At 59.4% G+C, this 23,141-nt stretch carries 19 protein-coding genes; 7 read left to right on the top strand and 12 right to left on the bottom strand.

The window, feature by feature from the left end; translation table 11 throughout:
* Positions 1–205: 205 nt before the first annotated feature.
* Together RDA78_RS02230 and RDA78_RS02225 are read right to left on the bottom strand one after the other, a co-directional pair.
* Entirely contained in the window at positions 206–1,663 is a 1,458-nt protein-coding gene (locus tag RDA78_RS02230) for a lipopolysaccharide biosynthesis protein (RefSeq protein WP_434053746.1), read from the bottom strand.
* A gap of 142 nt (positions 1,664–1,805) precedes the next feature.
* Positions 1,806–2,924, bottom strand: a complete 1,119-nt coding sequence (locus tag RDA78_RS02225) for a hypothetical protein (protein WP_434053745.1) — start codon at positions 2,922–2,924, stop codon at positions 1,806–1,808.
* Positions 2,925–3,092: 168 nt separating this feature from the next.
* Here RDA78_RS02225 and RDA78_RS02220 point away from each other — a divergent pair, with 168 nt between their 5' ends.
* Together RDA78_RS02220 and RDA78_RS02215 are read left to right on the top strand one after the other, a co-directional pair.
* Positions 3,093–3,998, top strand: coding sequence for an ATP-grasp fold amidoligase family protein (locus RDA78_RS02220; RefSeq protein WP_434053744.1), 906 nt, complete (start codon positions 3,093–3,095; stop codon positions 3,996–3,998).
* Positions 3,999–4,177: 179 nt separating this feature from the next.
* Positions 4,178–5,497 (top strand): diaminobutyrate--2-oxoglutarate transaminase, encoded by a 1,320-nt coding sequence (locus RDA78_RS02215; protein WP_434053743.1) that lies wholly within the window; start codon positions 4,178–4,180, stop codon positions 5,495–5,497.
* A 57-nt stretch (positions 5,498–5,554) separates the two neighbouring features.
* Here the strand turns inward: RDA78_RS02215 and RDA78_RS02210 are convergent, their stop codons facing one another.
* Positions 5,555–6,634, bottom strand: a complete 1,080-nt coding sequence (locus RDA78_RS02210; RefSeq protein WP_434053742.1) for a glycoside hydrolase family 5 protein — start codon at positions 6,632–6,634, stop codon at positions 5,555–5,557.
* 124 nt (positions 6,635–6,758) lie between these two features.
* Here RDA78_RS02210 and RDA78_RS02205 point away from each other — a divergent pair, with 124 nt between their 5' ends.
* Entirely contained in the window at positions 6,759–7,925 is a 1,167-nt protein-coding gene (locus tag RDA78_RS02205) for a glycosyltransferase family 4 protein (RefSeq protein WP_434053741.1), read from the top strand.
* 32 nt (positions 7,926–7,957) lie between these two features.
* Here the strand turns inward: RDA78_RS02205 and RDA78_RS02200 are convergent, their stop codons facing one another.
* Positions 7,958–9,223, bottom strand: coding sequence for a UDP-phosphate alpha N-acetylglucosaminyltransferase (locus RDA78_RS02200; protein ID WP_434053740.1), 1,266 nt, complete (start codon positions 9,221–9,223; stop codon positions 7,958–7,960).
* Entirely contained in the window at positions 9,201–11,285 is a 2,085-nt protein-coding gene (locus RDA78_RS02195) for a GumC family protein (protein ID WP_434053739.1), read from the bottom strand. The genes RDA78_RS02200 and RDA78_RS02195 overlap by 23 nt, the downstream gene beginning before the upstream one ends.
* A gap of 343 nt (positions 11,286–11,628) precedes the next feature.
* On the opposite strand from RDA78_RS02195, the gene RDA78_RS02190 reads away from it, so the two are divergent.
* Positions 11,629–12,402, top strand: coding sequence for a WecB/TagA/CpsF family glycosyltransferase (locus tag RDA78_RS02190; protein WP_434053738.1), 774 nt, complete (start codon positions 11,629–11,631; stop codon positions 12,400–12,402).
* A 9-nt stretch (positions 12,403–12,411) separates the two neighbouring features.
* On the opposite strand, the gene RDA78_RS02185 is transcribed toward RDA78_RS02190, so the two are convergent.
* Positions 12,412–13,173, bottom strand: coding sequence for a cobalt-precorrin-6A reductase (locus RDA78_RS02185; RefSeq protein ID WP_434053737.1), 762 nt, complete (start codon positions 13,171–13,173; stop codon positions 12,412–12,414).
* Positions 13,160–14,257, bottom strand: coding sequence for a cobalt-precorrin-5B (C(1))-methyltransferase (locus RDA78_RS02180; protein ID WP_434053736.1), 1,098 nt, complete (start codon positions 14,255–14,257; stop codon positions 13,160–13,162). Before RDA78_RS02180 ends, RDA78_RS02185 begins: the two co-directional genes overlap by 14 nt.
* Positions 14,258–14,387: 130 nt before the next feature.
* On the opposite strand from RDA78_RS02180, the gene cobA reads away from it, so the two are divergent.
* The 3 genes from cobA (at position 14,388) to RDA78_RS02165 (ending at position 17,883) form a co-directional block, all read left to right on the top strand.
* Positions 14,388–15,254: a uroporphyrinogen-III C-methyltransferase gene (gene cobA / locus RDA78_RS02175; protein ID WP_434053735.1), complete on the top strand. Its 867-nt coding sequence runs from the start codon at positions 14,388–14,390 to the stop codon at positions 15,252–15,254.
* Entirely contained in the window at positions 15,244–16,569 is a 1,326-nt protein-coding gene (locus tag RDA78_RS02170; RefSeq protein WP_434053734.1) for a cobyrinate a,c-diamide synthase, read from the top strand. The genes cobA and RDA78_RS02170 overlap by 11 nt, the downstream gene beginning before the upstream one ends.
* Positions 16,570–16,920: 351 nt before the next feature.
* The gene (locus tag RDA78_RS02165; protein ID WP_434052359.1) at positions 16,921–17,883 is read left to right on the top strand and encodes an IS5 family transposase; all 963 of its coding nucleotides are present in this window, start codon (positions 16,921–16,923) and stop codon (positions 17,881–17,883) included.
* 476 nt (positions 17,884–18,359) lie between these two features.
* Here the strand turns inward: RDA78_RS02165 and cobM are convergent, their stop codons facing one another.
* Genes cobM through RDA78_RS02140 form a run of 5 tightly spaced genes read right to left on the bottom strand, consistent with a single transcriptional unit; the run spans position 18,360 to position 23,140 of the window.
* Positions 18,360–19,136: a precorrin-4 C(11)-methyltransferase gene (cobM, locus tag RDA78_RS02160; protein ID WP_434053733.1), complete on the bottom strand. Its 777-nt coding sequence runs from the start codon at positions 19,134–19,136 to the stop codon at positions 18,360–18,362.
* On the bottom strand, positions 19,133–21,004 hold the full coding sequence (gene cobJ, locus RDA78_RS02155; protein WP_434053732.1) for a precorrin-3B C(17)-methyltransferase: 1,872 nt from the start codon (positions 21,002–21,004) through the stop codon (positions 19,133–19,135). Before cobJ ends, cobM begins: the two co-directional genes overlap by 4 nt.
* Positions 20,974–21,699 carry a precorrin-2 C(20)-methyltransferase gene (gene cobI / locus RDA78_RS02150; RefSeq protein ID WP_434053731.1) on the bottom strand — a complete coding sequence of 242 codons (726 nt, stop codon included), beginning with the start codon at positions 21,697–21,699 and terminating at the stop codon, positions 20,974–20,976. Before cobI ends, cobJ begins: the two co-directional genes overlap by 31 nt.
* Complete coding sequence (cbiE, locus tag RDA78_RS02145) at positions 21,696–22,895, bottom strand: precorrin-6y C5,15-methyltransferase (decarboxylating) subunit CbiE (protein ID WP_434053730.1); 1,200 nt, start codon at positions 22,893–22,895, stop codon at positions 21,696–21,698. Before cbiE ends, cobI begins: the two co-directional genes overlap by 4 nt.
* Positions 22,892–23,140, bottom strand: coding sequence for a hypothetical protein (locus tag RDA78_RS02140; RefSeq protein ID WP_434053729.1), 249 nt, complete (start codon positions 23,138–23,140; stop codon positions 22,892–22,894). The genes cbiE and RDA78_RS02140 overlap by 4 nt, the downstream gene beginning before the upstream one ends.
* Position 23,141: the final 1 nt, after the last annotated feature.

The raw sequence follows: 23,141 nt of genomic DNA, 5'->3' as shown, positions 1-23,141 counted from the left end.
GGCTCGAATGGGTCTTTCTGGTCGGTTGATCGTATGGCTGACGGTCCCCCATCTCACCGCTTCAGGCTCGGCCCGAAGGACAGACACCTGTGATAACGGCTGACAACCACAAGTAGCGGTCGATGCCGGAAGCATAGCCGCGGCAGCCTAATATCGCCTTAATTGGATTGAATGCATTGGAATGTGGGATAATGCGAACCGGTGGCTACGTTGCCTTCAGGCCGCGCAATCGATCCCGGACGCTGCTCAACACGGGTTGATATTCGGACTTCGGGATCGTGCGCAGCACCATCAGCGTGCCGAGATAGACAACAGCGGCAAAACTCACTGCGATCAGCAATCCCGCGATGCCGTCGAGCCTGGAGAGCACGAGCGTGGCGGTGCCGGCGCAAAGCAGCGCGGCGCAGATGCATTTCGCGAGCGCCAGAACAGGTATCTGCAGGTCGAGGACGCGCCGGCAATAGACACCGAGGATCAGGAGAAGCAGGACGCTTGCCGCCGAGCGCGCAACAGCTGCCCCGATCGGGCCGAATGCGGGAACGATCAAGAGCAGCGCGACAGTTGTGATTGCACACCAGGCAATTGTCATGCGCAACTCGTCGGCACTTCGGTCCTTCGCAAGGATCGCGCGGGAAATCACCGAGGAAAGCGCTTGCGCTATGGAAAATCCAAGCAGGATCAAGGCTGGCCACACGGCCGGGCGGAACTCCTCGCCGAAGACAAGCGGTATCAGTTCCGGCGCAATCGAGGCGCCGCCGATTGCAATCGGCGCAACCACGATCCCGAGCCAGCGGATCGTGCCCTCGAATGCGGCGGCCACGGCGCTGTCATCCTTTTGGTCGTGAAGCACGCCGAACTGCGGAATCACGAATGCCAGGCTGAAAATCGCGAACTGCACAACCATGCCCGCCATCGTCAGTCCGATCGAATAGTAGCCGACTTGTGTAAACGTGAAAAAGAACCCGATGACCGCGAGTTCGATACGCGCACCGAAGAGCGCGAATATGCTGCCTGAATACCAATTGTTTCGTGCATAAATCGCGACGTCTTTCGGTAGCTTGCGGTCCTGGGGAGGGGGCCCGCCGATGTACCGCCTGATGTCGAGCGCTTGTGGCAGATGACGTGTCGCGTGTCCAAGGATCGCGCCGACCGGTCCAAGCACGAAGGCACCTGCGAACACCAGAACTGGTTGGACGAGACAGCCGGCAAGGGTCATTGTGGCCGTCCGGTCGAATTGCCCAAGGCCCTGCGCGGCGCCGATGGACATTGTCGCGTAAGCGTAGCTGAGGAACAGGACGGTCGTCGCGATCCAGACCATCGATCCCTGTCCGTTGTCCTGGCTTTGCTGCCACAGGGCATAAAGCACGATGCCGCCTGCCATCAGTCCGGTTGTCAGGATGAAACGCCGGAGCAGGCTTCGAAACAGCGTGCTCTCGCGGACCTCCGCATTTGTATCGCGGGCAATGAAGCGCAGCGTCGCCTGCGGCATTCCGAAATCCGAAACCACGGTCGCGACAGACATGAACCAGAGGGCAAATGCGACAATACCGGTACCTTCGACACCGAGCGTGCGGGCAACAATGATGCTGCACACGAAACCCATGAGCATGGACAACATGCCCGCAGAGGTGTTGATGACCGACATTCTCAGCATGGATGCCATTGGATCGCGCTTCGTGTCCCTGTATCGCACCCCGACTGATGAGCCGACCGTTCTTGCGACGGAGAGTTTGCATCACCGGTTAGGACCTGTTCGCGGCGATCCGCTCGTGGGGGGCTTCTGAGCGTTGAATAACCGAATTCGTTTAAGAATTGATGAGCGGTTGGGTCTGGTCGAGGCAGAGCAAACGACTGGCGACATCCTTCCAGTCAAGGACGTCCGATGCCTCATCGGTGAACGGAGAACTGAGGGCAGTCGTGATTGCCGCAATGATTGAATCGGGATCGTCGGGTTCATACCCATGCCGGTTGATCTTGTCTCCAACCGCAAATGCGGGGCAGATTGCCGGCAGTTTCAGATACTCGTATTGCATGAGTTTGAGGCTCGAATCCGCGAGATAGCTGGAATCTGCGCGGTCTTTGTAAGGCGCGACACCTGCGTTCGCGTATTTCAGGTATGGCAAGGTATCCCGAAAGGGCATGCGTCCGTATTCGGTGACGTTGTTGAATGTGCCTTCAACGCCGGGTGTTCCAATGAGGTGGAAGTGAATCTCGGGAAACGCATCTGCGGCAACTGCGAAAAAAGACGCATCGAACAGCATGGACCCGACCGTCGCGACATTGCTGGCGGTCTCGTACGGACTTGCGGAAATTCCGTCGAAGTCCGCCTTCGACACTCCATGGGGAACGAAGTGCACGGGACAGCCAAAATCCTGGAAGTGCGAGGCCATCGCCCGGGCCACGACCACGATGCTGTCGATCGCCTCCCTGTCGCGGTAAAGCTGTTTCGCAATGAAGGCGTGGGCTCCGATCGTCTCGAGCAGATCCGCCACGAAATAGATGATTTTCGAGTTCGGTGCCGCCCGCCGGATGCGGCCGATCAGGGCAGCGGAAATTCCGGATTCGACGACAATAAGGTCTGCATCCCGCGCAGCCTCGTCAAGCGCCTTGCAACTGGAGTTGATCCACCAGCGAAAAAGGGCATTGGTCAGGCCTTCGTAGGTCCCCAGGCCTTTGCCGAACGGATGCACGGGAGAGCGCCAAAGGTAGCAATCGATGCCATTCACGTTTTGCCATGCATTGGCAGCACCAAAGAGATCTTTCCGATGATCATTGCTGAGCATCGAAAGCGCGCTGAAGCCGACGGAAAAGAACTGGACAGACGCACCCAGATCGCGAAACGCATCGGCCAGAAAATGTCTCCCCGCACGCCAGCCGGTCCTGTAATCGTGTCTTGAGATCAGGAGAATCTTCTGTCCGTTCACGAATGGCTCCCTGCGCACGACCAGATAGCCCTGCCGCGAAGGCAGATTTTAACGGTTATGTGCTCTAACAGCATCTGTCTTGTCAGCATGCTCCAGGCATGCGGTGCGGAAACAATGGCCATGTTCATATTGAGATTGGCTTAAAAAGCGGGAATTCAGGAAGTCGAGATGGAAAGTGTTGCGGCCGGTCCGAAGAAGCATGCGAGTGTCAAACACAGGATACAGCGTGTCTTCTGGAGGTTGATTTCGGTCTTTCCCGACAAGATCTATCTCACCTGGAAATATTTCTCGATTTTTGGCCGCTTTCCCGACTGGAAGTCTCCTGTCCGGTTTTCCGAGTATCAGCAGATCCGGAAACTGGAAGACCGCAACCCTCTCTATTCCAAGGTTGTCGACAAGGCGGACGCCAAGGAATACATCAGCGAACGGGTCGGAACCACGGTCGTGATCCCGACCTTCTGGGTCGGTACCGATCTGGCAACCGTCGACTGGAATGCGGTATCTCTGCCGGCAGTCGTCAAGCCGACCCACGCAAGCGGAGCCGGGTATTTCCTGCGCGAGCAGAGCGACATCGATGCGTTGATGCGGCAAAGGCCGGAAGCGCAATGGCTGTCCGCCGATCACTCGAGGATCAATCGGGAATGGGCCTATTCCAATGTCGAGCCGCGCATTATCATCGAGAAGTGCATCGGCGCGCCCGGCGAGCTTCTGAGTGACTACCGGTTCTACAGCTTCAACGGCAATGTCGTGCACATAGAAGTTCGCACGCCCCGGCCGGACGGCATGTATGAAAGCGTCTATTCGCCGGATTGGGAACAACTGCCCGTTCACATGGATTACTACCCCTTGCTTGCGGATGAACTGCCGAAGCCCGAAAAGTACGAAGACATGCTCGAAATCGCGCGTTCTCTGAGCCGGGAGCTGGGGTTTGCCAGAGTGGATCTCTACAACACCTCGGAAGGGATCTTTGTCGGCGAGATCACGCTTTACCCGAGCGGTGGTTTCGAGAGATTCGTACCCGACAGCTATGATCTCAAGCTCGCCCGCTACTGGAACGAATTCGTCACCCGGTAGTTACTTGGGACAGTTGTTCGTTAATCATGTATTGATTTGTCGCTTAAATCCTCTGTAGGTGCTTCAGTTCTTTTTTACTTTGATTTTTGTTCGAAATTTAAGACCCGATCCGCATAATCCGTGAGTCTGCAATGCATTTAGGGGCCGGCAACCGGCTGTGCGCGAAGACGGGGAACATTATGGACAAGCGAACTGAAGTGGAACCGGCTCACCGACTTGAATCGAACGTCCGCAGTTATGTTCGCAGTTTTCCATTCCTGGCCAAATCGGCGTCCGGCAGCACGATCGTGGCCGAGGACGGCGCCGAATACATCGATTTCCTTGCCGGCGCGGGTGCACTGAACTACGGGCACAATTGCAAGGTCATCCGGAACGCGCTGATCGGTTACCTCTCTGACGACGGAATTGCCCATAGTCTCGACTTCGCCACTGTCGCAAAGAACCGGTTCATCGACACATTCGACCGGTTGATCCTGCAGCCGCGGGGCATGAACTTCCGGTTCCAGTTCTGTGGCCCGACGGGCACGAATGCCGTCGAAGCTGCGATCAAGATTGCGCGCAAGGTAACGGGACGGCGTGACATTCTGGGCTTTACCCACGGGTTCCACGGCATGACAACCGGATCGCTGCAACTCACGGACAACCCCTACTACAAGGAAGGTCTTCCGGATCTGGAGCAGCAGGTCTACACGCCCCTGCCGTTTTGCGCATCCGCGGAAGAAGAAGAAGCGTCGATCGCGGCGATCGCCGAGATTCTTCGCAACAGATCAGAGAGCGGTGTTGCACCCGCGGCGATCATCGTTGAGCCCATCCAGGGCGAGGGTGGCATCAATGTCGCACCGATGTCCTGGCTCAAGGCTCTTGAAGATCTGTGCAGGCAGTTCGGAGTGCTTCTGATCATTGACGACATCCAGATGGGATGCGGGCGCACGGGCGACTTCTTCAGTTTCGAAAAGGCCGGGATCAGTCCTGACATCGTCGTGCTGTCAAAATCAATCGGTGGCTTCGGACTGCCGATGGCACTCGTTCTCATGAAGCCGGAACATGATGTCTGGAAACCGGGCCAGCACAACGGCACCTTCCGGGGCAACAACCTGGCTTTTGTTGCCGCGACCGTGGCTCTGGAACATTTCTGGAGTGACTTTGACTTTTACGACGAGGTCAAGGCGAAGGCTGACCATATTGGAGAACGTCTTGGTCAACTCGTCGCCCGGAACACCGCACTTGAGCTGAGCTATCGCGGCAAGGGATTCGTCTGGGGTCTTGAAAGCAAGTCGTCGGCGGAAGTTGCCGGCCTCATCCAGAAGATGAGCTTTGAACGCGGGTTGATCATCGAGACCTGCGGCCGAAATGATCAGGTCCTGAAGTTTCTTGCACCTTTGACGAGTACCCTCAAGGAGATCGATCAGGGTTTCGATATCGTCTCCGATGTCTGCGCGCTGCTCAACAAACAGTTTGCCGGAGCAGATCTTGAACAAAAAAGAGCCGCCAACGGCTAGCGACAGCACGCATCTCAGAGAAAGAAAGCTGACCGGCAACGCAGGTTGTTCCGTGCCCTAACGCCCGGACACTCCGCATTGATCGGGTGCTGAGCCCCCGGCCATGAATGGTGCGAGCACCTCCATCTGCGGCCGTTCCGTTCCATCAACAGGCTGCAGGGACAGGGGATAGTTGCCCCACCAGTCCCCGGCCGCCCAGGCGGTCCACCCGATCCAGGTATCGCTGTTGTCGTTCAGGTAACGCACCATGTCTTCAAGACCCTGAAGGCAGTCACGCGATGCGGTTCCGCCGAATTCACCGACGAAGCCCGTGTAGCCGCGTTCCTCCATCCATGCAGCGACTTTTTTGAGGGCACCGATGGCATCGTCGGCTCTCGGACAGCTGTCGTGTGTGCCCGAATAGTCGTCATCAAGATACTGGTGGACCTCGAAGGCAAAATTGTTCCGCGGATCGTGAATGGTCTCGGCGTGTTTCGCATTCGAGCCGCCGTCCTGGGGGGCGAACCAGTGCGACGCCCCGGTCCAGATCGTGCCGGGGACAAGCACAAGCTGGTCCGAGCCGGCTTCCCGGACAGCATCGAGGCCCGCTTGCGCGGCTTCAAACCAGACCTCTGCAGTTATGTCCGCCGGCTCGTTCATCAAGCCGAGGACAACCTTCTCGTTCGATGCGAAATAGGGTGTCAGCCGTCGCCAGAAATCACCGAGCGCGTCCGCGTTCACTACTCCGTTCCCGATCCTGTCACCGCGGTATTCGGCATAATTGTGCAAGTCGAGAATGACGGTCAGTCCGCGGCTTGTCGCCGCCTGCACCGTGACCTGAAGCCGCGCCAGTTCCGCCGGATCGAAATCGCCGTAGAGCTCCGGCTGCAGCCGCTCCCAGCGGAATGGCAACCGGATTGCCGTCATCGACCGGGCGGCTGCCCAGTCGAGTGTCGAATCGGAGGGATAGATGTACCCTTCCCCGTATCTGGCATCGGATCCTCCGAATTCGGCACCTGCAATGTTGACGCCGCGCAGGCAGCCGGTTGCCCGGACTGAGGTGCCCGAAAGGGCAAATACGAGCGCGAAGGCAGCGAACAAACGGAACAGACGGTTTGATCCTGTCAGGTGAGAGAAGAAGCAAATGTCTGGGGTCAATTGGTTCTGTCCCACGGATGGCCTGTCGGTTCCCGGATGAAGGCTTGGATAAAGATCTTGTTGACAGGCAGGTGATAATGTCAATCCGGACACAAGCAAACAAAGCTCCAACCGGATCACTCAAATGGACGCACCAGGTCAGCGAAGCAACGTGGAATGCGCTGCGCCTGCCCTTTCAGACAAATCTGTTGTCCATGTTGTCAGGCAGTTCTTGCCGAACATCGGCGGTCTGGAGGATGTGGTCAAGAACCTGGCGCTTCAACAGAAGAACCGTTTTGCCGACGTGAGGGTCGTCACGCTCGACCGTCTCTTCACCGATCCTGGCACCACGCTGCCCGGCCATGACGTTGTTGACGGCATTGATGTTGTGCGCATCCCCTATCACGGCGGCTCCCGCTATCCGATTGCCCCCTCTGTTCTGGGCGAGATCTCGAAAGCCGACCTGGTGCACGTCCATGCGATTGATTTCTTCTACGATTTTTTGGCCCTGACAAAACTCGTTCACCGCAGACCTCTCGTTGCCACGAGCCATGGCGGATTTTTCCATACGCGCAAATTCGCCCGGCTTAAGAAGGTCTGGTTCAACACGCTGACACGTGCATCAACGCTCCAGTATTCCGCGCTCGTATGTTGCAGTGACAGCGATCTGGAAATGTTCAACAGGATCGCACGCCGAAAGACATCTCTGATTGAAAACGGGGTCGACATCGAAAAATTCCTCGATGCCGCGGCGCAAAAGCCGCAAAAGCGCTTGCTCACACTCGGCCGCTTTTCATCCAACAAGCGGCTGGAACGCCTGATGGATGTGATGGCAAAACTGTGCGCCGAGGACCCGGAGTGGCATCTGGATGTCGCCGGCATGGAATCCGATCTGACCGGCGCGCAGCTTGGGGACCTGGCCGAGACACGCGGGCTTTCCAACCATGTAGAGGTTCATGTCGGGCTTTCGGATACCGAGTTGAAAGAGCTTGTCAACAAGAGCAGCTTTTTTGTGAGTGCTTCAGAGTACGAGGGCTTCGGGCTCGTCTTGATCGAAGCCATGAGCGCGGGCCTGTTGCCCGTCGTGGAAGCAAACGAAGCCTTCAGCGCGGTAGCACGCAAACACGAGATCGTTCGCACCGTTGATTATGCCGACTGCGGCAAGACTGCAGATGCCGTGAGGGCGCTCTACGCCGAGCTGCAGCGGCAGCCGGAATTGCGCCAAAATGCGGTCACGGCGGCGAGCGGCTATGGCTGGACCGCCAAGGCGCGCGAATACGAAACTCTATACAGGTCCGTGATCCCAACCTGAGCGGCTGTTCGTTCGACTGCCGTTGTCTGACGTCACGACCTGTGGCTGCATCCGGCAATGAAGGCGGGCCGGTTCGTGCTGCGCATCACGTCCGCGGCACCTGCCGCGATCCAGAACAGGGCCGCCAGTTTGATGGAATAGAACGAATTCGAAATCGTCATGAGCAGCGCAACATAGGTCGCCGCAAGGGCCTTGAACTGGAGGGCGCGCTGATCTTCGATCGGGGCGAACATGTAGGCGGTCCAAAGCGCAATCAGGCCCACTGCGCCGATCTGCCCGAGCGAATAGGCAAACCCGTTATCGGCGAGGAACGGGATGTTTCTTTGCACCCCGAACAGGACTTCCGGCGTGACCTGCTGCAGCAGTTGGCTGGCGTGAAGCAGGCGTCCGCCCAGATCGTCTGTCCAGCCTATGGCGGTGGACCATCCGCCGTAAAGCGCAAGCGCAAAAACGACAAGGACAGGAAGGGCCCACCAGCTCACCCGCGGCAGGAAATGACCCGCCACGGCAGCCATGATCAGGGCAAAACAGACGAGCATTCCGAAGCGGGCATCGGGCAGAACGACCGCGACAAAGGCGGCAAGGAACATCAGCATGCGATACCGCATGCCGCTTCGAAACAGGGCCCAAAGGCACAGAAACGCACCAAAGTTGCCCATTGTCACGGGCTCAAGAAACACCGAAGACGCCCGCACATTGCCCAGAAAAGCGAGGAAGTTCCGCCCGCCGATGCGCGTACTTGAAACAAACAGGTTGGATCCCTCGACAAAGTTTGAATCGGCGGTCAGCGTTCCCCGGGCGACGTAGTAATCGAAAATGCTGACGATGCGCGTGTAGATGTCGAGGAAAAGAAATTCAAAGAAACCAACCGCAAGCACGATGATCGTGCAGATCCAGACCAGCTTGTCGGCATCCTCGATCTTCCTGAAATTGCGGCCGATCAGGTAGAACACGATCGGGATGAGGAAGTCGCGGATCGCCTTGAGGTCGAGCTCGGGACGCAGCGCCAGGATCAGGCCCATGTAGCTGAAATAGAGCAGCAAGAGCAGCAAGAGGACGCTGTTGCGGCTGAAGACAAGGAACAGCGCAGCGGACAGCAACGCCATTTCGGAGAGGATGACGAGGCTCTCGGATATCCGGAAGGCGTTGGAGTTTACAAACGCCAGGGCGAAGTTGAAAAGCAGCGAGCCGAGCACGACGGCGTAAACGCATCTGAGCCAAAGACGGTATTGCGCCGCGTCCTGTAACTGCGGTGTGCGCCAGGATTGGCTGTGCTCATACGGGGTTGAGTACGACATTTCCGACGATCCGGTCGAACCAGGGTTCCAGGAATGCTGCGGCGTGTTCGAATTCGGCCGAATTGGTGTTGCCGACCGAGGTGATCAGAACGATGCAGTCGCAATGCCTTAGCAGAACCGGCAGCATCGGGCTCTCGTCGATATGTCCGGCGTCGACGAGCAGAATATCCTCGTTCGAACATCCAAGGTCCACACCGGAGGCGTATTTCTTGCGCGTGTCGATCTGTTCCACACTGAGATAGCCGGCCAATCCATGGCCATGGCCATGGCCGTAGCCAACGTGCGCAGGTGGTGTTTTCGCTTGCTTGTTCCCGAGCTTGGCAACGACTTGGGAAAAGGCGTCAATTCGCGGATTGTGCGCGTGCGATCGTGTGCGCAGGTCCGCTGTGCCGTCGCGTCCCGGTGTCGTATGCGCAAACAGAATGTCTTCACCCATGTCGTGAAGTTCTTCCGCGACACTGCGGACAAATCCGGCAGTTTGCCCGGTTCTGCCGACAGAAAGCGCAAGGATGTTTGCCGGACGGGTGTCGGCAATCGCGTGCCTGAGTGCGTAGGCCACGCGCACCCTGGCGATCGCCGCCTTGTTCTCTGCCGAATTATGCGGCTTGCCGAACAGGCCTGCAGACGGAAGCCGTGACGACCCTCCAGACGAAAGGCTGCTCAGGTTGGCCAGGATAGGTGCGCCGGTTTGCGCAACCAGTTGCCGTTCAGACACCATCGGCCCTTTCAGAACGGTCAGAGCAACGGCTCCCGATGCGGCAACGGCAAATCCGAACACGAGCGCAGCAGCAAGCACGACAATTTTTCTGGGACCGTTGGCGTTGGTCGGCACAGGGGCCTCGGACAGGATCCGCGTCGAATTCGTGTCGACGTCGGGCAGCTCTTCCAGTTCACGCGAGCGTTTGAGGAAGGCTTCGTAGACGGCGCGGCTCGCGTCGGCTTCACTTTGCAGCTGGCGCAGCTCGATCAGGGCTTTGCCCTGCAGGCTGTTTTGCGACTGCAGATTCTTGGACTGAAGCTCCAGCGCATTGACCGTCGACTGGGCTTGTTCGAAGCGGCTGCGCACGGCCTGCTTGATGCGTTGCAACTCGCTCTTGATCTCTCGCTGTGTATTATCGAGCTGTGAGCGCAGTTCTCGAAGCGTCGGGTGGTTCGCGCCAAGCGTGGTCGCGGCTTCGGCAAACTGTTGGGCAACACGCGCATTCTGGACGCGCAGGGAACTCAGGACGGAGTTCCCGGTGCCCGATGGCACGATTCCCGCTTCAACATCGGACAGCGTCAGCGGCGCCATTTGTTCGTAAAGCGCCTTGGTGCGCTCAAGATCGACGCGGGCATCTGTTATCTGTGTGTTGAGGGCTTCGATTTGCTGGTCGACGACCGATCCGCCGGAGGTGCTGATCAATCCCTGTCGCGCCTTGTAGGCCTCCACGGCAGCCTCTGCCTCTTCAACGCGTGCGCGCAGTTGCACCGCCTGTTTCCCCAGCGTCGACCCGGCCCGGGCAAGCGCTTCCGTCCGGCTGCTGCGCGTTTGCTGAATATAGGCATTCGCCGTTTCATTGGCGATCGCGGCGGCAAGTGCGCCATTCGAATGTGTGACGGTGATCGAAAAGACGAATGAATCGTCCCGCCGGTTGACGTCGATGACTTCTCTCAGGCCCTCCAGGGTGGCGTTGCGCACATCGACAGACGACCGCGAACCACTGGTCGCCCCGCCGAACACGGCGCCAAGCAGTTTCGCCTTCAGGCCGGGTCTCAGGAAATCGGGATTGCCGTCCAGCTTGAGCGTGTTGGCAACCTCGTTCAGAACCGCGGCCGACAAAATGACGAACGCCTGGCTGTCGAGATCCATGCCTTGCAGGGCCTGACTGCCGCGCGCTGCGGACGAGTCGGTTCCGATGATCTGAACGCCTTCGGGCTGGATAAGCAGTTCCGCGCTCGTCTGGTAAACCGGTGTCTTCAGGAAGGCATAGGTTAGCGCAAGCGCCGCGAACACGACTGGGCACACTAACAGCCAGACGACATGGCGTCGCAAAATCGCCGGTATCTCTGACAAGTCAATCATTCTGCGGTCGAACTTCGGTTTCGCCTGTGCAGCAGCGCGCTTTTCAATTGATCACGCCCTGTCCTCATTGTCCCGGCGCGATTGGTCATCAGACCGATTGGTAAACAAACATGATTAACGCATCGCAAATGAATGATCCGATTCCGGGACAAACAGGCAGCGATGCTAAGAAAACAGATAACAAAATAAGTCGAATTTTATCTTTAAAGTTACAAAGTATTAATAGTAATTATCTGGAGTCATTCCTTATTAAGCTATTTTAATTGTATTCGATCTAAGACGATATGATCCTGAATAAAGCAAAGACGGAAAAGTGCACTCAATACAGTATGGCGCTCATTCGATGAACAAGGTGGATTTGAATCTTCCGATCAGGGTCGGCACGTCGGTCATCGGACCCCTGTCGATTCTGCGGATGAATACGGAAGAAGCTGTCCAACTTGTCCGCACATCCGTCAAGCTGCGTTATCCGATTGAGATTGCCATCTGCAATGCACATACGACACTGACCGCGCTCGACAATCCGGCCTTTGCGGCAACGCTGCAGGAAATGACCTTGTTGAACGACGGTATCGGCATCGACCTCGCCAGCCGGTTCCTGAATGGCAAAGGGTTTCCCGACAATCTGAACGGCACCGATCTGGTTCCCGCACTTCTGGCGGAGATTGATCTGCCGCTTCGCATTTTTCTGCTCGGCGCAAGTGAAACCAGGGTGCAACTGGCGAAAGACCACATCGAGCAGGTCTATCCTCAGCACCAGGTCGTCGGCGCACGCAACGGTTACTTCGACATGAGTGATTGCGATGCCGTTTGCGCGGAAATCAATGGTACAGCGCCGGATCTTCTTCTCGTCGGAATGGGCAATCCGCGGCAGGAGAATTTTATCGTCCAGAACCGCGCCAACCTGGATGCGACCGTCGCGATCGGTGTCGGCGCCTTGTTCGATTTCATGTCGGGATCGGTGATCAGGGCACCGAAGATGGTTCAGGCTGCGGGCCTGGAATGGCTGTTCCGGCTGTTGCAGGAACCACGCCGCCTGTTCCGCCGCTACGTGATCGGGATACCGCGGTTTTTCGCCGCGCTCGTCAGAATCAAAAACGGTAAATCTCAAATCTGACACAGGGTTTTATCTGCTGATCCAGCCGAGCAGTCTTCGCGTGTCTTGGAGAACGCCCTCCACGTCCGCCGCCGTTTCAGCCGCCGGCAGTTGCGGCCGGTCAATCACGAAAACGGGTAATCCGAGTTTCCGCGCCGCCTCGATCTTCGCATAGGCGCGCACCCCGCCGCTGTTTTTCGTCACAACATGCGTGATGCCGTGTTTCCGGAACAGATCCGCTTCTTCCGAAGAGGATTGCGCGGGGCGCTGAAGAAGCAGATCCCAACCTGCCGGCAATGGTTGCGGTGGCGCCTCGATCATGCGGGCAAGGCCATAAATATCATCACGCCAGGCGAATTGGCCGATCTCCTTGCGTCCGACTGCGAGAAACGCCCTCGCGTCCTCCGGTAGAGCCCGCGCTGCCTCCTGCATCGATCCGAAGTGCCGCCAGTTGTCATCTGGAAGCGCGGTCCAGGCAGGCCGCTCAAGCCGGATCAGCGGAAGCTGCGAGGCCGCGCAGGCCTCTACCGCGTTCCGGCTCATCTGCGCGGCGAACGGATGGGTCCCATCGATGACGAGGGTGACATGTTCTGCGCTCAGAAAGTCGCTCAGACCCTCAACACCGCCGAAACCACCTGTTCTGGTCGGCACCCCGAGATCCGGCAGATCGCTGACGATCCCGGCAAAAGACGCTGTCAGGCGCGCACCGGCAAAACACTCTTCGAGCTGCCGAGCCAGCAGGCGGGCTTCAAATGTCCCTGCCAGCAGCAATATGTGGTCAGCTTTCGTCAAAGCCGCTTTCTCCGAGGATGCTGCCGTCACGGTCGGTGATGAGGACTTCCAGCGAAATCGGTGCGTCCCTGAGGATCTGACGAACCTCCTGTTTCGTGCGCCTTGCAAGGAGGGTGCTCAGATCGAGATTGTCTTTGCGGGACCTGTCGAGAACCTGCTTCGCGGTGTTTGCCGCCGCCGCCTGTGCGACGAGGGACGTGGATGCTCCGGCCTCTCTGAGAAGGTCTTGCAGAAACGCGAAATCGACGGAGCTTCGACCGGAATGCAGGTCCAGCGCCCCATGCGCAAGCTTGGAGAATTTCGCAAAGCCGCCGGCGAGTGTCAGCTTTTCAACCGGGTGAACGCGCAGGTACTTCAGCAAACCGCCAGCAAAGTCACCCATGTCCAGATAAGCGGTCTCGTCGAGTGCGTAGCGGCTCCGAACGGCATCTTCCGACGCGGACCCGGTTGCGCCGACGACATGTTTCAAGCCGACAGCGCGGGCGACGTCGATGCCGCGGTGGATCGAGGCAATCCAGGCGGCACATGAAAAAGGGCGCACGATGCCTGTTGTCCCGAGAACCGACAATCCACCGACAATGCCAAGGCGCGGGTTCATGGTCTTGAGCGCAAGGTCCGCTCCCCCGTCAATCGAGATTTCGACCTCCGCGTCCGGCGTGGCGCCAAGCTGCGCCGCAGCCTCCGAAATGGCTGTCTCGATCATCTGTCGTGGGACGGGGTTGATGGCGGGTTCGCCGGGTGGGATGGGCAATCCCGGTCGCGTGACGGTTCCAACCCCTTCACCGGCCTTGAACCGCACACCTGTGCCGGCGGGCAGCAAACGCACGCTGGATGTGATCAGCGCACCATGGGTGACATCCGGATCGTCGCCCGCATCCTTGGTGATCGTTGCGAAGGCCGAGGCGTTCGAGGTGCCGTGACGTGTCAGAACGAAATCCGTGGTTCCCCCCTTGGGCAGGTTAATCTCCACAGGGTCGGGGAACGTGCCGGAATGAAGTGCAATGAACGCAGCCTTGGCCGCTGCCGTGGCGCAGGCTCCGGTGGTCCAGCCTCGTCTCAGTTCTTTCGGCGCGTTCTTCGACATGCTTCCTCTATAGCGGAAGTCTTGTCATGGCGCGCGCTTCGGTGTCGCAATTGACTGAAATGTCGCATTCCTTTCGATTTCTATCGCTGATTTGCTTGGCGACAGATGATTTGCCGGATACACAGGAAAGATGACAGTGTCGGAACTGAACAACAATCTGCCAAAGGGCCTTCCGGAATTCGAATCCGGCTGGGTATGGCTTGCGGGTGCGGGCCCGGGCGATCCGGGTCTTTTGACGCTGCATGCGGTGAACGGATTGCGCCAGGCGGACGTCGTTGTCTACGATGCCCTGGTCGACAAGAGTATCCTCGAGTGGGTCAAGCCCGGCACCATTACGGACTATGCCGGAAAACGCGGCGGCAAGCCGAGCCCGAAACAGCGTGATATCACCTTGAAGCTGATTGACTATGCCCGCTCGGGCAAACGTGTCTTGCGTCTCAAGGGCGGGGATCCGTTTGTTTTCGGCCGCGGCGGCGAGGAAGCGCTCGGTCTGGTCGAGGCAGGCGTGCCTTTCCGCATCATTCCGGGCGTCACCGCCGGGATCGGCGGGCTTGCCTATGCCGGCATTCCGGCAACCCACCGCGACTGCAATCAGGCGGTCACGTTCCTGACCGGACACGATCAGACGGGGCTGACCCCAGATGCCGTCAACTGGGATGGGGTCGCCAAGGGATCACCCGTCATCGTGATGTACATGGCGATGAAGCACCTGGAAACCATAGCCGGCAAACTCATATCCTGTGGACGGTCGGTGGACGAGCCTGTGGGTATCGTGTGCAATGCTTCCCTGGCCGGGCAGCAGGTTCTCGAAACCACTCTTGGCCGGTGCTCCCAAGAAGCGAAAGTTGCCGGGATCCAGCCGCCCGCCATTGTCTGCGTGGGTGAGGTCGTACGCCTGCGTGACGGCCTCGATTGGCTGGGCGCGATGTCGGGCAAGGTGCTGAAGTCCGATCCGCTGGGTGTCAGGCCCGAAAGCCTCTCGGCAGATGCCGGCTGAACCTGACGCCGGACCGGCCCGGGGTATCATGATCGCAGCTCCGTCCTCCGGGGCGGGCAAGACAACCATCACCCTGGCATTGATAAGGGCGCTCAGGAATCAAGGGCGTTCCGTCGTCTCCGCGAAGTCCGGCCCGGACTATATCGACCCGAGATTCCACGAAGCAGCGGGAGGCGCTCCATGCGTCAATCTCGATGCCTGGGCGATGGACCGCGCGACCATAGGTTCGCTGGCGGCAGGACAGGGGGCAGAACATGACCTGATGATTGTAGAAGGCGCCATGGGTCTTTTCGACGGGGCGGCGAATGGGCAAGGATCGGCGGCCGCGCTTGCCGCATCGCTTTCCGTTCCCGTTGTCCTGGTCGTCGACTGCGCCAGGCAATCCCAGTCGATCGCGGCACTGGTGCATGGGTTCCGCACCTACCGGGCAGACATCGACATTGCCGGGGTGGTTCTCAATCGCGTCGGCAGCGCGCGTCATGAAAACATGTTGCGCTCCGCGCTCGCATCTCTGAGTGTGACGGTATTCGGTGCGTTGCCGAGGACACCGGATCTGGTTTTGCCGGAAAGGCATCTGGGTCTGGTGCAGGCGCTCGAGCATGCCGATCTCGAGATGTTTCTGGAAAGAGCCGCGGATCTTTGCAGTCAAAACATCGACCTGTCGGCGATTGAGAGCTGCTCCGCAAGCATTGCCGGAAGCAGTCATGAAAAGGCGGGGTTGCCGGAGCCCTTGGGTCAGCGGATCGCGATTGCCCGCGACGTTGCCTTCGCCTTTTCCTATCAGCACCTTTTGGAATTCTGGCGGCGCGAAGGTGCGGACCTCACCTTCTTTTCGCCGCTGGCGGACGAGGGGCCCGATCCGGAAGCGGATGCGGTTTTCCTGCCCGGCGGCTATCCCGAACTCCACGCGGCCAAGCTGGCGGCCGGCGGAAACTTCAAGGCCGGTTTGTGCGAAGCAGCGCGTGCCGGAAGCCTGATTTACGGCGAATGCGGCGGTTACATGGTTCTCGGCCAGGGCCTTGTCGATGCAGATGGTGCCACGCATGAAATGCTTGGACTTCTGCCGCTGGAAACCTCGTTCGCAGATCGCAGCAGGCATCTGGGATATCGGACGCTTGAGCCTCTCGCCAGTCTGCCCTGGAACACTTGCCTGTCGGCGCACGAGTTTCACTACGCCACCATTTTGAGGGAAGGAAACGCGGACCGTCTCTTTCGCGCAGCTGATGCCGAAGGCAGCGCTCTGCCGGACATGGGACTGAGGGATGGGGCCGTGATGGGCTCGTTCGCGCACGTGATCGCGCGACAAGAGGCATAAAGCTCTGATCCCTCACCCGGCCTTTCAGGCCGACCTCTCCCACCGGGAAAGGTGACTGTGCTCGCGGGTGGTCAAGTGCTGACGCAACTCCTTCATCACTAAGGAGGAAAGAGACGTTCCGGCGAGAACCTTCGTTCGCCGCCCCGGCCTTGAGCCGGGGCCTAATCTTTGAGACTTCACAGGTCCCGGATCAGGTCCGGGACGGCGCAGATGCGGCAGCTTCATTCCAAGCGATTGCGGACCTGTGCGGACGGGTTTTGCTCTTGGCCGGTTTCCCTCTCCCTTGGGAGACCTTTGCATAACCTGCTGATTTTGTGATTCACTGAGTTGAATTTGAGTCGGGAGGCGTTGATGCATCGATCGAGTGGTCAGCTTGGGTTTGGCGACGGTTTTTTGGATCCGGGCCTAGGTCGCAATCAGCGTCTGGATGCAATCGACGCGGCGATTGATTGGGAGCCTTTGGATCGTCTTGTGCGCGTGCTTTACAGCGCTGGTGAAGGGCGTCCGAGCTATCGTCCTCTGACGATGGTCAAGGCGCTGTTGCTGCAGCAATGGTACGGTTTGTCTGATGTGCGTTTGGAAGAGGTCTTGTCTGACACGCTGTCTTATCGTCGATTTGTGGGTCTGTCGTTGGAAGATGGCACGCCGGATCACTCGACCATCAGCCGCTTCCGCACGGCACTGTGTCGTCACGAGCTTGATACAGCTTTATTTGAGGAGGTTTTGGGTCAACTGGAAGCCAAGGGCATGGTTCTGAAAGAAGGAACATTGCTGGATGCCACACTGGTTTCGGCTCAGGCACGCCGCCCGGGTCGAGAGGCAGGCATGGGAGGCAAATCCTCTCACGATCCGGACGCGGACTGGACGCGCAAGAACGGGCGTTCCCATTTTGGCTACAAGGCTCATGTTGCCGTCGATCAAGGATCAGGCGTCATTCGCCAGGCCATTCTGACCCCGGCGAAAACCTCCGAAAGCGAGGTGGCTGACGATCTTGTCTGTGGCGACGAACAGGCTGTGTATGCGGACAAGGCTTATGAGCACAAAGAGCGCCGCGCCAGGCTCAAGGCAGCTGGCATCAAGGACCGTGTGATGCACCGGAACCATCGATATCAAGCGGCTCTGCCATACTGGCAGCAGCGGCGCAATGCTCTGATAGCTCCCATTCGCGCTGCCGTGGAGCGCGTATTTGGAACGCTCAAACGAAGTTATGGATACGAGCGTGTGGGCTATGTCGGATTGAAGCGCAACGCAACTCAGTTCCGCCTGCTCTGTATCGCCTTCAACCTCAAAAAAGCGGCTAAGCTGAGCGCCTAACGCTCACAACAACATGAAAAACACCTCGTCCTTCAGACGATCATCAACAAAACCCGCAAAATCAACCAAAACAGATCAAGTCCAACGCCTCAAAGACGTTATGCAAAGGTCTCCGTCGGGAGAGGGCAGGGTGAGGGGGAATTCCTCCGAGGAGAATTGACAGCTCTGATCCCTCACCCGGCCTTTCAGGCCGACCTCTCGCATCGGGAGAGGTGACTGTGCTCGCGGGTGGTCAAGTGCTGGCGCAACTCCTTCATCGCTAAGGAGGAACGAGACGTTCCGGCGAGAACCTTCGTTCGCCGCCCCGGCCTTGAGCCGGGGCCTAATCTTTGGGCCTTCACAGGTCCCGGATCAGGTCCGGGACGGCGCAGATGCGGCAGCTTCATTCCAAGCGATTGCGGACCTGTATGGACGGGTTTTGCTCTTGGCCGGTTTCCCTCTCCCTTGGGGAGAGGGTCAGGGTGAGGGGTAAGCCGTCAGGAGGCCTTCGCTTTCTTCTTCGGTCTCAGGACATGCACATGCTCGGCGTCGTAGAGCGCGCTGTCGCGGAAGTCGTCTCCCGGTTTCAGCGCGTGGCCGACGAAGATCAGGGCGGTGCGCGTGATCTTGGCCTTGCGGACGTCTGCGGCAATCGTTGAAAGCGTACCGCGAATGAAGGTTTCGTCTGGCCAGCCGACCCGATAGGCAACAATAACCGGACAGTCCGCACCATAGTGCGGCGTCAACTGGCGTTCGATTTCGCGCAGATTCCGTATCGAAAGATGGATCGCAAGTGTCGCGCCGCTCTTGCCGAGCGTATCGAGATCCTCGTTGTTCGGCATCGCTGAAGACTGCATTGCCGTGCGGGTCACGATGACCGTCTGTGCGACTTCGGGGATGGTCAGTTCGGCTTTCAGCGCGGCTGCCGCGGCGGCAAAGGCCGGAACACCGGGGGTAACGTCATAGTCGATCCCGAGCGCATCGAGGCGGCGCATCTGTTCGGCCGTCGCTCCGTAGATCGAGGGATCGCCGGAATGGACCCGGGCGACGTCAAGGCCTTCTTCATGAGCCTTGCGGATTTCGTCGATAATGTCATCAAGCGTCATTGGCGCCGTGTCGATCACGCGGGCGCTTTCGGGTGCAGCGGCAACGATTTGTTCCGGGACGAGCGAACCTGCGTAGAGGCAGACCGGACAGGACTGGATCAATCTCAACCCGCGCACCGTGATGAGATCGGGGTCGCCGGGACCTGCGCCGATGAAATGAACGGTCATAGGATTTCTGCTGCCTCTTCGGTTTTCGGCGCGGCCTCGGCGCTGTCCGGTTTCGGTGCGTCGATCCGCTTGGCGTAGCCACGCGGGGTATAGACGAAAATGCTGCCGTCACCCTTCATGATCGCCCGCGTGTTGGACGATCCGACCAGAACGGTTGTGAGCATGTCGACTTCGTCAACGGTCAATGCTTCGAGCGTGGTGACTTTCAGGGTTTCTTCCGGGCGTCCGAGATTGACGCCGAGTACAACGGGTGTCGTCGGTGGACGGTGCTGCAGCAGGATCTCGCGTGCCGCGGCAAGCTGCGTGCGCCTGCGCTTGGAGACCGGATTATAGAACGCGATCACGAAGTCGCCTTCTGCAGCGGCTTTCAAACGCGCCTCGATGGACTCCCAGGGTGTCAGCAGGTCGGAAAGCGAAATGGCGCAGAAGTCATGTCCCAGCGGGGCTCCGATCCGGGCCGAACAGGCCTGCAATGCCGATATGCCCGGCGCATTGGTGACACTGACGCGTTTGGCCGCATCCGAGACGCCGCCGAATTCCTCGTTCCGGTGCAGCAACTCGTAGACCAGCGCCCCCATCGCGTAGATACCGGCATCTCCCGACGAGATCAGGGCAACATTCTTGCCCTTGCCGGCTTCCTCCAGCGCGAACCTCACCCGGTCCTCTTCCGCACCCAGCGGGAAATTGTGGTGTTTCTTTCCGGTGATGTGCGCTTCCACGATATCGAGATAGAGCGAGTAACCGACCACGTCCGACGCTTCCGCCAGAAGCTTCGTGGCCTCGGGCGTCCGCCAGTCGTCCTTGCCCGGCCCTATGCCGATCACTGACAGATGCCCGCGGGCGCGGCCGACAGTTTCCGGATCGATCGGCTGAGGTGCGCGGGCAATCGCGCAGGTCGCGTTTTCCGTTTTCTGCTTTTCAACGACGAGCGATCCGAAAGGCCCGGAGGCTGCAAGGGAAGCCCCTTCCGATACGCCGTGGCAGCCGACTTCCTGGAAAACGACATTGGAGGGGTTCTTCAAACGCGGCGTTTCGCGCTGCAGTTCCACTGCCGAAAAGACGCGGAGTGGCACATCAAGGTGTGCAGCAAGTTCGAGAACCGCCGTTTCATCGGCCTTGAGCTCAATTGTTGTGACGCAGGCAACGGCACCCCTGGCAATTCCGGCCTCCGCAAGCTGCGTTTCGACCAGGTCTATGAGTTCTTTCGGATCGCAATAACGGGCGCAACCGGCACCGACGGCGTATTTCCGGGGATGATAGACAAGTTGCGTCGGTCCGCCGTGCGTCGGTTTCTCGGTGGCCGTCAGGACAATTGCGGCGTCGTCGGACGTTTTCAGATCTGAGTTCGACAGCCAGTCGGCTGTGCCTTCGAGACGCACCTCCGCACCGGACAGAAGTTCGGCCATGACGGGTTTGGCGTCTTCCGGATTGGCCAGCAGCCAGCCCTTGGGCGGCACATCGAGCGCAATTCCCAGCTTCGTGTCGCCCGCCGTCGTGATGGCCGCATGCCCGCGCAGCGACTTGGCCAGGATCCTTGACAGTTCGTTGGCGCCGCGATGGCCGCCCAGCAGTGGCACGATGCTGGAACCGTCTTCGGAGACCGCGATCACCGGCGGCTCGGTGCGCTTGTCTCCAAGAATGGGCGCAAGCGCCCGGATCAGGATGCCGCTGGCGCAAAATCCGACGATCGGGTGTCCGGCCTTGAACAAGAACTGCAGGTGTTCGATCGTTTCGTTGAACTGTGTGTCGGCCGTCGGCACGCGGCCGGCCAGACCATGGATACGCGCCGTTGAAAAACGGCGTGCGACATCTTCAGCCGTGTCCAGCCCTGCCTGGTTCAGGACGAATAGGATGGGGGAAGCGTCCACGCTTCGTCTCCCTTGTAAATGAGGATCATTGAAAAATAGGGCGCGGTATCCGCGTCGAGGTCAATCAAACGATGCACCTTTTGTTTCGCAAGGCTGGCCCGCTCGACATAGCCTGCCTGTTCCAGAAGGCCCATGCGATCGAGCAACGCCCTGAGACGGGCCAGATGCCGGCCAACCTTCATGATGGCCACCGCCTGGGCCTCTTCGATCTTTTCTTCGATGGCGTCATCCGGCAAGGGGCCTGGTATGACCGTGAGCACGTCGTTTCGGGAGGTGAGTGGTCGCTGAAGCTGCGCGGCACAGGCCGTCAGCGAGGTCACGCCCGGTACCACCTCGATGTCGAACCGGTCGCAAAGCCGCTCGAACAGATACATGAATGACCCGTAAAAGAACGGATCGCCCTCGCACAGCGTGACAACGTCTTCACCCGAAGCAAGCACCTCCGCGATTTCTTCCGCAGCCTTGTCGTAAATCTCCTGGGCGGGAAACCGGTCGACCCGCATGGGCACCACGATCGGAATCTCGCGCGCGCCCTCGGGGATCGTCGATGCAGCGATGGAACGCGCAAAACTCTCACCGGTGTCCGGCGCAGGATAGGCGATGACTTTCGCCGAGGAGATCAGACGATGGGCTTTCAGCGTCATGAGTTCCGGGTCTCCGGGCCCCAGGCCGATACCGAACAGGGTGCCGCTCATGACTTTTCAAGGCTCCATTGCGTCACCGGCATCAGCGGCCGCCAGCCGGTGAGGCCGCCGACAGGGCTCGCGCGGTGGACCGAGAGCTTCTTCAGGGTTCCGCCATGCTTCTGGTAGGCGGCAAGCAGAACCGCCTCGCTTTCCAGCGTCACGGCATTTGCCACGAGCCGGCCGCCGGTGGGCAGAACATCAATCGATTTTTCAACGACACCGGGTGCAGTCAGCCCGCCGCCAATGAAGATGGCGTCCGGCCGGGCCAGGCCGTCGAGGCCTTCAGGAGCTGCCGCATCGATCAGCTCGAGATGGGGCACTCCGAGGGCAGTCGCGTTCTCCGCCGCCATTGCGCGCCGCTCCGCATGAGGCTCAAGGCCGATTGCACTGGTCCGGTTTGCGGCACGCAGCCATTCGATGGCGACCGATCCGCAGCCTGCGCCGATATCCCATAGAAGAGCGCCCGGATGGGGTTTCAGTTCGGCAAGCGTAACCGCGCGGATGTCCTGTTTGGTCATCTTGCCGTCATGGCGGAAGGCATCGTCGGAAAGGCCGGGGACGCGGGCACGCAAACGGGTTCCCGGATCGGCGATGACGTCGAGGGCCAGCGTGTGAAAGGCGGCCACGTCGCCTGACCAGTCTTCGGCGGTGCCGCTCGTCAGACGCTCTTTCTCGCCGCCGAGATGCTCAAGCACGGTCATCCGGGTGCGCCCGTAACCCTCGTCTGCCAGCAGGTCGGCAACCTGCCGTGGTGTCTCCGAACCGCTGGTCAGAACCAGAAGGTGTGCGCCGGGATAGAGCGCACAACGCAACAGGTCGACCGGCCGGCCATGGACGGAAAGACACTCGCAGTCCTGAAGAGGCCAGCCCATGCGGGAGGCCGCGAGTTGGAAAGCGGACAGAGACGGAAGAACGCTCAACTCCTGCGCATCGAACCGTTGCACGAGCGACGATCCGATGCCGAACCACATCGGATCGCCCGTCGCAAGGACCGCGACCTGCCGGGATCTGAGCGCTTCCAGGTCGGTGAAGACAGCGGCAAATGGGGATGGCCATGTTCTTTGTTCCGCAGAAAGCTCGCCTGTGAGCGCCAGGTGCCGCGCGCCGCCATAGACAATGTCGGCGCATTTCAGGGCGTCCTGGCCGCCGGGTGCCAGAGAGCCGTCCTCACCAATCCCGACCAGCGTCAGCCACGGGGACGTCATGTGTCCCCCAGCCGATAGGGTTTTGTCGCAGTTTTGGGCGTGAGTTCGCGCGGCGTGGCGTCAGTCTGGGGCATGGCCTGCTTCATCCCCTGCGATTTCCGGCTCACCGGATCCGGACTGTTTCCGTCTCCGGTCTCGCCAACGGATTGGGACCGGCCGCTGGAATGCGACAGGAACCCGCGTGAGCGCATGGGCTTTCCCGCGCCACCTGATTTCAGATCCTTGCGCCGTCCCGGTCCCGTCATC

It is taken from the genome of Roseibium sp. (assembly GCF_051016195.1).
GTDB lineage: Bacteria > Pseudomonadota > Alphaproteobacteria > Rhizobiales > Stappiaceae > Roseibium.
This window is presented reverse-complemented; position numbering and strand designations above follow the sequence as displayed.

Coding starts and splice junctions, on each gene's coding strand:
- cbiE (WP_434053730.1), bottom strand. CDS start 22,895: ATGACGTCCCCGTGGCTGACGCTGGTCGGGATTGGTGAGGACGGCTCT.
- RDA78_RS02195 (WP_434053739.1), bottom strand. CDS start 11,285: ATGATTGACTTGTCAGAGATACCGGCGATTTTGCGACGCCATGTCGTC.
- RDA78_RS02230 (WP_434053746.1), bottom strand. CDS start 1,663: ATGGCATCCATGCTGAGAATGTCGGTCATCAACACCTCTGCGGGCATG.
- RDA78_RS02205 (WP_434053741.1), top strand. CDS start 6,759: ATGGACGCACCAGGTCAGCGAAGCAACGTGGAATGCGCTGCGCCTGCC.
- cobA (WP_434053735.1), top strand. CDS start 14,388: ATGACAGTGTCGGAACTGAACAACAATCTGCCAAAGGGCCTTCCGGAA.
- cobI (WP_434053731.1), bottom strand. CDS start 21,699: ATGAGCGGCACCCTGTTCGGTATCGGCCTGGGGCCCGGAGACCCGGAA.
- RDA78_RS02200 (WP_434053740.1), bottom strand. CDS start 9,223: ATGTCGTACTCAACCCCGTATGAGCACAGCCAATCCTGGCGCACACCG.
- RDA78_RS02190 (WP_434053738.1), top strand. CDS start 11,629: ATGAACAAGGTGGATTTGAATCTTCCGATCAGGGTCGGCACGTCGGTC.
- RDA78_RS02140 (WP_434053729.1), bottom strand. CDS start 23,140: ATGACGGGACCGGGACGGCGCAAGGATCTGAAATCAGGTGGCGCGGGA.
- RDA78_RS02170 (WP_434053734.1), top strand. CDS start 15,244: ATGCCGGCTGAACCTGACGCCGGACCGGCCCGGGGTATCATGATCGCA.
- cobM (WP_434053733.1), bottom strand. CDS start 19,136: ATGACCGTTCATTTCATCGGCGCAGGTCCCGGCGACCCCGATCTCATC.
- RDA78_RS02165 (WP_434052359.1), top strand. CDS start 16,921: ATGCATCGATCGAGTGGTCAGCTTGGGTTTGGCGACGGTTTTTTGGAT.
- RDA78_RS02220 (WP_434053744.1), top strand. CDS start 3,093: ATGGAAAGTGTTGCGGCCGGTCCGAAGAAGCATGCGAGTGTCAAACAC.
- RDA78_RS02180 (WP_434053736.1), bottom strand. CDS start 14,257: ATGTCGAAGAACGCGCCGAAAGAACTGAGACGAGGCTGGACCACCGGA.
- RDA78_RS02215 (WP_434053743.1), top strand. CDS start 4,178: ATGGACAAGCGAACTGAAGTGGAACCGGCTCACCGACTTGAATCGAAC.